The sequence below is a fragment of the Actinophytocola sp. genome (assembly GCF_050699915.1).
Lineage (GTDB): Bacteria > Actinomycetota > Actinomycetes > Mycobacteriales > Pseudonocardiaceae > Actinophytocola.
In genome coordinates this window covers 1-7,984 of sequence record NZ_JBOHGA010000257.1, presented here as the reverse complement: position 1 = coordinate 7,984, position 7,984 = coordinate 1, and the positions used below count along the sequence as shown (strand labels likewise).

The following is a 7,984-nucleotide window of genomic DNA, read 5'->3' as shown; positions in this document are numbered from 1 at the left end:
CGGGTCGTCCAGGCCGGTCGAGACCAGCAGGGACAGCTCCGGCTCACGGCTCTCGACGGCGAGCGGCGCCAGGTCGCGGGTGAGCGGCGCGCGGACCACGGCGTCCTCGGTGTCGGCGGCTGCCCGCAGGGTGAGCGTGACCGCGGCTCGCCGGCGGGCAGGGACTCGCAGGTCCCAGTCCAGCCGCAGGTGATCGGCTTCGAGCTCGACGCGGTCCGGGGCGCGGTCGGCGGTGGCCGTGGTGGTGCACGAGCCGGCGGTCCAGGTCGCGAGCGTGCCGGGCGCGGGTCGCGGTGGCGCGATCTCGGTGTCCCCGCCGTAGCGGAACGCGAGGATCGGCGCCAGGTCGGCGGCGAGCCGGACGCTCACGGTCGTGGCGATCTCCGTTCGGGCGTCGTTGACCAGCTCGATCGTCTCGGTCAGCGTGTCGTTCTCGACCCGGCGACGGCGCTCGAGCCGGACGGTCGGATCGCCGGTGTCGTCGCCGAGCCCGAGGACCGCGCCGACGAAACGCAGCGCGACGGCGGACTCCGGCCAGTGGCCGACCGGGTCGGCCGGCTCGCCGGCGACCAACACGGTCAGCTCGGACAGATGCCTCACGTCGGCGACCAGCCAGCCCTGCGCGCCCTGGCGTCGCAGTTGACCGTCCCGGTCCGACAGCACCGCGGCGGGCGCGCTCACGGCGGTCACGAGCTCGTGGGTGAACATCCGGTTCATCTTCCCTCCCATCCTGGAGTTACTCCGGGCGTAGGTTGGCCATCATGGAGTACACCCAACTCGGCCGCAGCGGCCTGTCCGTGTCCAGGCTGGTGCTCGGCACCATGAACTTCGGCCCGGAGACGTCCGAAGAGGACAGTTTCGCGATCATGGACCGGGCGCATGAACAGGGCGTCAACTTCTTCGACACCGCCAACGTCTACGGCTGGAGCAAGGGCGAGGGAGTCACCGAGAACATCATCGGCCGGTGGTTCGCGCAGGGCGGTGAGCGGCGGGAGCGGACGGTGCTCGCCACCAAGCTGTACGGCTCGATGGGCGACTGGCCGAACGAGAACCGCCTGTCGGCGCTGAACATCCGGCGCGCGGCGGACGCCTCGCTGCGGCGGCTGCAGACCGACTACATCGACCTCTACCAGATGCACCACGTGGACCGGCGCACTCCGTGGGACGAGATCTGGGAGGCGTTCTCGGTGCTGCGCCAGCAGGGCAAGGTCTTGTACTTCGGGTCGTCGAACTTCGCCGGCTGGCACCTCGCGCAGGCGCAGGAGGCCGCGCGGTCGCGCCACTTCCTCGGCCTGGTCAGCGAGCAGTCGATCTACAACCTGCTGACCCGGTGGGTGGAGCTGGAGGTGCTGCCGGCGGCGCGGCACTACGGCATCGGCGTGATCCCGTGGTCGCCGCTGCACGGCGGGCTGCTCGGTGGTGTGCTGCGCAAGCAGCGGGAGGGCGGGGCGTCGCGGGGCAACAGCGGCCGGTCGGCGGATGCGCTGGACAGCCACCGCGATGCGATCTCGTCGTACGAGAAGCTGGCCGCGGAGCTGGGCGTCGACCCGGCCGACCTGGGCATCGCGTGGCTGCTGCACCAGGACGGCGTGACCGCGCCGATCATCGGCCCGCGGACGATGTCCCAGTTGGAGGGTTCGTTGCGGGCGGTGGACGTGTCGCTGGACGCGGACACGCTCGGCAAGCTCGATGAGCTCTTCCCGCCGCCGGGGCCCAACGGAGCCAAGCCCGCGCCGGAGGCCTACGCCTGGTAGGCCCTGGTTCGGCGATTGAACGGTCCGTTCAATCGCCCCGGGGCCCCCCGATTTCAACGCTACTCCAGGGCACCGACAGTTTCGGTGCCCTGGAGTAGCGCGGGGTCAGTCGTCCTCGTCGTCGCGCGCCAGGTAGGTGGCCAGGCGTTCTACGGCAGTCTCGAACTCCGGGTTGGCGTCCACGAAGGCGCGCAGCTTGGCGGCCAGCCAGGCCAGCGTGACCTCCTCGTCGCCCCGGCGTTCTTCCAGCTCTTCCAGGCCTCGGTCGGTGAAGTACATCGGGCTAGGAGAACGCCTTCTCGATGATCTCCCGCTGCTCGACCTCGTGCACCTTGCCCGAGCCGGCCGACGGCGCGGACATCACCCGGCGCGACACGCGCGTCACCCGGGGCAGGTCCGGGTACAGCTCCGGCAGGTGCAGCCCGTAGAACGGCCACGCGCCCTGGTTCGCCGGCTCCTCCTGGACCCAGCGCACATCCGTGAGCTGCGAGTACCGCTCGAAGGTCGCGCCCAGCCGCTTCACCGGCACCGGGTAGAGCTGCTCGATGCGCACCAGCGCGACATCCGTCAGCCCGCGCTTCTCCCGCTCGGCGGCCAGCTCGTAGTACAGCTTGCCGGACACCAGGAGCAGCTTGCGTACGGCCGCCGGGTCGGGCACGGACGGGTCGTCGAAGATCGAGTTGAAGCGGGACTCCTCGGTGAAGTCCGCCACCGAGCTGATCGCCGACTTGTTGCGCAGCATCGACTTCGGGGTGAACACCACCAGCGGCCGCGCCACGCCATCGAGCGCATGCCGGCGCAGCAGGTGGAAGTAGTTCGCCGGCGTGGACGGTACCGCCACCGTCATCGAGCCCTCCGCGCACAGCTGGAGCCACCGCTCGATGCGGCCCGACGTGTGGTCCGGGCCCTGGCCCTCGTGTCCGTGTGGCAACAGCATCACGACATCCGAGCGCTGGCCCCACTTGGCCTCGCTGGAGGAGATGTACTCGTCGATCACCGACTGCGCGCCGTTCACGAAGTCGCCGAACTGCGCCTCCCACAGCACCAGCGCGTCCGGGTTGGCCACCGAGTACCCGTACTCGAAGCCCAACGCCGCGTACTCCGACAGCGCCGAGTCGTAGACCATGAACCGGCCCTGGTCCGACGACAGATTCTGCAGCGGCAGGTACTCCCGCCCGCTCTTGCGGTCGATCAGCACCGCGTGCCGCTGGACGAACGTGCCGCGCCGCGAGTCCTGGCCGGCCAGGCGAACCAGGTGACCCTCGAGGTTGAGCGAGCCGAACGCCAGCAGCTCCGCGAACGCCCAGTCGATGCCGCCCTCGCGGGCCATCTTCGCCCGCCGCTCCAGCACCGGCTTCACCCTCGGGTGCGGCGAGAAGCCGTTCGGCAGGTCCACGTGCACGTCGGCGATCTTCTGCAGCACCTCGTGGGTGATGGACGTCGGCAGCTTGGCCGGAACCTGCTGCTCGGACTCCACCGACGGGCTCGGCGCGACCGGGTGCTTCTCCAGCTCGCGCACCTCGTTGAACACGTGCTCGAGCTGGCTGGAGAAGTCCCGCAGCGCCTTCTCGGCCTCGTCGACCGAGATGTCCCCGCGGCCGATCAGCGCCTCGGTGTAGGTCTTCCGCACGCTGCGCTTCGCGTCGATGATGTCGTACATCGCCGGCTGGGTCATCGAGGGATCGTCGCCCTCGTTGTGCCCGCGCCGCCGGTAGCAGACCATGTCGATCACGACGTCCTTGTTGAACGCCTGGCGGTAGTCCATCGCGAGCTGGGCGACCCAGTAGCACGCCTCGGGGTCGTCGCCGTTCACGTGGAACACCGGCGCCTGGATCATCTTCGCCACGTCGGTCGCGTACTGCGACGAGCGCGAGTGCTCCGGCGCGGTGGTGAAGCCGACCTGGTTGTTGACGATCACGTGCACGGTGCCGCCGGTGCGGTACCCGCGCAGCAGCGCCAGGTTCAGCGTCTCCGCCACCACGCCCTGCCCGGCGAACGCGGCGTCGCCGTGCATGGCGACCGGCAGCACCGAGAAGCCTGTGCCGCCCTTGTCGAGCAGGTCCTGCTTGGCGCGGACGATGCCCTCCAGCACGGGGTCGATGGCCTCCAGGTGCGACGGGTTCGCGGTCAGCGTCACCCTCGTCTCGCCGTCGCCGAACATCCGGAAGTACTTGCCCTCGGCGCCGAGGTGGTACTTCACGTCGCCGGAGCCGTGCGCCTGGCCCGGGTCGAGGTTGCCCTCGAACTCCTGGAAGATCTGCGAGATCGGCTTGCCGACGATGTTGGCGAGCACGTTCAGCCGGCCGCGGTGCGGCATGCCGATGACGACCTCGTCCAGCTCGTACTCGGCCGCCTTGTCCAGGACCGTGTCCAGCAGCGCGATCACCGACTCGCCGCCCTCGAGCGAGAACCTCTTCTGGCCGACGTACTTGGTCTGCAGGAACGTCTCGAACGCCTCGGCCGCGTTCAGCTTGGACAGGATGTACTTCTGCACGGCCTGCGGCGGCTTCTCGTGCCGGACCTCCACCCGGTCCTGGATCCAGCGACGCTCGGTCGGGTCGAGGATGTAGGTGTACTCGACGCCGACCGTGCGGCAGTAGGAGTCGCGCAGCACGCCGAGCACGTCGCGCAGCTTCATCCGGTTCTTGCCCGCGAAGCCGCCCACCGGGAACTCGCGGTCGAGGTCCCACAGCGTCAGGCCGTGGGACAGGATGTCGAGGTCCTCGTGCTTGCGCTGGCGGTAGTTCAGCGGGTCGACGTCGGACATCAGGTGGCCGCGGGTGCGGTAGGTGTCGATCAGGCCGATGACCCGGGTGGTCTTGTCGATCTCCCCCTCGGGGATGTCCTCGACCCAGCGGACGGGCTCGTAGGGCAGCCGCAGCGACGTGAAGATGTCGTCGTAGAAGTTGTCCTCACCGAGCAGCAGCTGGTGCACCCGGCGGAGGAACTCGCCGGACTCGGCGCCCTGGATGATCCGGTGGTCGTACGTCGAGGTCAGCGTGATGATCTTGCTGACGCCCAGGTCGACGAGCGCGCGCTCGCTGGTGCCCTGGTACTGCGCGGGGTACTCCATCGCGCCGACGCCGACGATCGCGCCCTGGCCGGGTGGGAACCGCGGCATGGAGTGGTTGGTGCCGATGGTGCCCGGGTTGGTCAGCGAGATGGTGGTGCCCGCGAAGTCGTCGGTGGTCAGCGCGTTGTTGCGGGCCTTGCGGATCATCTCCTCGTAGGCCTGCCAGAACCGCGTGAAGGTCATGCCCTCGCAGCGCTTGATCGACGCGACCACGAGGTTGCGGGTGCCGTCCTTGCCCGGCAGGTCGATCGCGAGGCCCAGGTTGACATGCTCCGGGGTGCCGATCGCCGGCTTGCCGCCCAGCTCGGTGAAGAACCGGTTCATGTTCGGGAAGTCCGCGAGCGCCCGAATGATCGCGTACCCGATCAGGTGAGTGAACGACACCTTGCCGCCCCGCGTGCGGCGCAGGTGATTGTTGATCACGATGCGGTTGTCGAACAGGAGCTTCGCCGGGACGGATCGCACGCTGGTCGCGGTCGGGATGGTCAGCGACGCGTCCATGTTCTTCGCGATGACGGCGGCCGCGCCGCGCAGGGGCCTGGCCTGCTCGCCGTCCTTGTCCGGGCCGGCCTTCTTCTCGTCGGCCTTCGGCTTCGCCTCGCCCTGCGGCTCAGCCTTCGGCTGGGTCTTGGGCTGCGGCGGCCTGGTCTCCGTCTTGGCGGTCGCCGGCTTCGCGGCGGCGGCCCGGGCGGGCTGGCCGTTGTAGGCCGTGGTGTCCGTGCCGGCCCGACCGGTCGATGTGGGCTTCGCCACTGTCTCGGTCTGGGCCTTGGCTTGGGTCTTGCCCTGGGTCTGCGTCGCGCCCCGCTGTGCGGGCTTGTAGTCCGCGAAGAAGTCGTGCCACGCGGAATCCACGGACGACGGGTCAGCGAGGAACTGCTCGTACATCTCCTCGACGAGCCACTCGTTGGGCCCGAACTGCGACGCAGGGCTGCTGCTGGACACGGCAGGCACTCGCCTCTATCTATCTCGATCTGTTACTGAAAAGGCTGCTTGTTCAGGCTAGTACTCCGGGCGAGCCGCGTGTGGTCGCCCAGGCTTTTGATGATCTCCGGCCGGACACTCGCATCGGTGACGACCGTACCCGTCGCGGTCCGGACCATGCGCGTGGCCGCGCGCCCGGTGAGGTGGGTTTCGCGGGTTTCTCGGGTTTCTCGGGTGGGGGTGGGATGTGGCCTTGGGCCGGTCCGTCGAGGCTGGGCGTCCGTGGCGACTGTGCTGGTGGTTGGTGGCCCCCTCGGCGGGGGCGCGTCGCGAGGCCGGGCCGGCGTTCGGGCTGGTCGAAGGCGTGTTCGGCTCGTCGCGGCGTCGGTCGAGCGCGGCATGTGGGGACTCCCGTGGTGGCGCGCTCGGCGTCGGCGGTGCTAGTTCGAGGCTGGGACATGGTTCTGGGGGGCTCTCAGCTCCGTGGTGCCGTGGCGCCACAGGGCGGCGTAGTGGCCGTCGGCCGCTAGTAGCTGCTCGTGGGTGCCTTGCTCGACGATGCGGCCGCCGTCCAGGACGACGATGCGGTCGGCTCGGGCGGCGGTGGCCAGGCGGTGGGCCACGACGAACGTGGTTCGCGGGCGGGCCAGGTGTTCGCTCGCGGCCAGCACCACCGACTCGGTGGCCGGGTCCAGTGCCGCGGTCGCCTCGTCCAGCAGCAGGACGTCCGGGTTCACCAGCTCGGCCCTGGCCAGCGCGACCAGCTGGCGCTGGCCCGCCGACAGGCCCTGGCCGCGCTCGCCCACCGGGTGGTGGAAGCCGCCGGTCAGGTCGGCCACCATCGGCAGCGCGCCCACCGAGCGGACCGCCGACTCCACCTCGGCGCGGCCCGACTCACCATTGGTGGACCGCAGGCCGTAGGCCACGTTGCTCGCCACGTCGCCGGTGAACAGGTGCGGCTCCTGCGGCACGACGCCCAGCCGCTGCCGGTACGCCGACGGGTCGAAGTCCCGCACGTCGACGCCGTCCACCCGGACCGCGCCCGACGTGGGGTCGTAGAAGCGCGCGATCAGCTTGACCACCGTCGACTTCCCGGCACCGGTCGGCCCGACCAGGGCCACCGTCTCGCCGGGGGACACCGAGAGGGTCACCGCATCCAGCGCCGGCTGCTCGGTCCCCGGGTACCGGAACGTCACGTCCACCAGGTCGACCGCGCCCGTCAGCTTCGCCGGGACCGGCCGCGGGTCGGCCGGCGGCTCGACGGTCGTCGGCGTGCGCAGCAGGTCCGCGATCCGGCGCAGCCCCACCCGCGCCTGCTGGTAGCCGTCGAACACCCCGGACAGCTGCTGAACCGGCGCGAAGAACAGGTTCAGGTACAGCAGGAACGCCAGCAGCACACCGGGCGTCAGGGAGTCGCCGGCCACCCTGGTCGCGCCGACCGCCAGCACCGCGGCCTGCGCCACGCCCGCGAGCAGCGCCACGAACGGGAAGTACGTCGCCACGTAGCGCTGTGCCCGCAGTCGCGTGCGCCGGTAGGTGTCGCTGCGCTCGGCGAACTCCCGCGCCGAGTGCTCCTCGCGGGTGAACGCCTGCGCGATCCGCAGCCCGGAGACGTTCTCCTGCATGTCCGCGTTGACGGCGCTGACCTGCTCGCGCGCCTGCGTGTAGGCCACAGTGGACAGTCGGGCGAAGACGACCGTCGCGAGCACCACGACCGGCAGCACGGTCAACGCCACCAGCGCCAGGCTGAGGTCGGTCGCGAGCAGCGCCACGGTGATCGCCACGACCGTCAGCACGCTGGCGATCGCGCTGACCAGGCCGGTCTGCAGGAACGTGGACAGCGCGTCGACGTCGGTGGTCATCCGGGTCATGATCCGGCCGGCCATCTCGCGCTCGAAGTAGTCGAGCCCGAGCCGCTGCAGGTGGGCGTAGCTGCGCACGCGCAGCAGGTAGAGCAGCCGCTCGCCGACCCGGGCGGTGAGCACGGTCGTGAACGCGATCTCCACGTACATCGCCACGATCAGCACCGCCGCGATCGCGGTGACCGTCCACAGGGCGGCGGGGTCGCCGGGGAGCACGCCCGAGTCGACGCCCGCGCGGACCAGCGTCGGCTGCGCCATCGTCAGCGCCGCGTCGAGGATGACCAGCGACGCGAGCACGGCCAGCATGCCGCGGACCGGGCGCAGCAGCCGGCGCAGCCGGAAGCCCGGGTCGGCCGCGGTCGGGTCCTCGT

5 protein-coding genes are annotated in these 7,984 nt (G+C 70.4%); 1 reads left to right on the top strand and 4 read right to left on the bottom strand.

Annotation, left to right across the window (positions count from 1 at the left end; genetic code table 11):
* A partial coding sequence (locus tag ACRDSK_RS29285) for a glycogen debranching N-terminal domain-containing protein (RefSeq protein ID WP_431444592.1) occupies nucleotides 1-717 on the bottom strand: 717 nt, incomplete at its 3' end.
* 44 nt (nucleotides 718-761) lie between these two features.
* Between ACRDSK_RS29285 and ACRDSK_RS29280 the strand changes: the two genes are divergently transcribed.
* Nucleotides 762-1,754 (top strand): aldo/keto reductase, encoded by a 993-nt coding sequence (locus ACRDSK_RS29280; protein ID WP_431444591.1) that lies wholly within the window; start codon nucleotides 762-764, stop codon nucleotides 1,752-1,754.
* A gap of 105 nt (nucleotides 1,755-1,859) precedes the next feature.
* On the opposite strand, the gene ACRDSK_RS29275 is transcribed toward ACRDSK_RS29280, so the two are convergent.
* From ACRDSK_RS29275 to ACRDSK_RS29265, 3 genes are all read right to left on the bottom strand, one after another.
* Nucleotides 1,860-2,033, bottom strand: a complete 174-nt coding sequence (locus tag ACRDSK_RS29275) for a DUF6104 family protein (RefSeq protein ID WP_431444590.1) — start codon at nucleotides 2,031-2,033, stop codon at nucleotides 1,860-1,862.
* Between the two features lie 4 nt (nucleotides 2,034-2,037).
* Entirely contained in the window at nucleotides 2,038-5,772 is a 3,735-nt protein-coding gene (locus tag ACRDSK_RS29270) for a multifunctional oxoglutarate decarboxylase/oxoglutarate dehydrogenase thiamine pyrophosphate-binding subunit/dihydrolipoyllysine-residue succinyltransferase subunit (RefSeq protein WP_431444589.1), read from the bottom strand.
* Nucleotides 5,773-6,191: 419 nt separating this feature from the next.
* Nucleotides 6,192-7,984 (bottom strand): ABC transporter ATP-binding protein (locus ACRDSK_RS29265; RefSeq protein WP_431444588.1); only part of this gene is annotated, 1,793 nt, incomplete at its 5' end.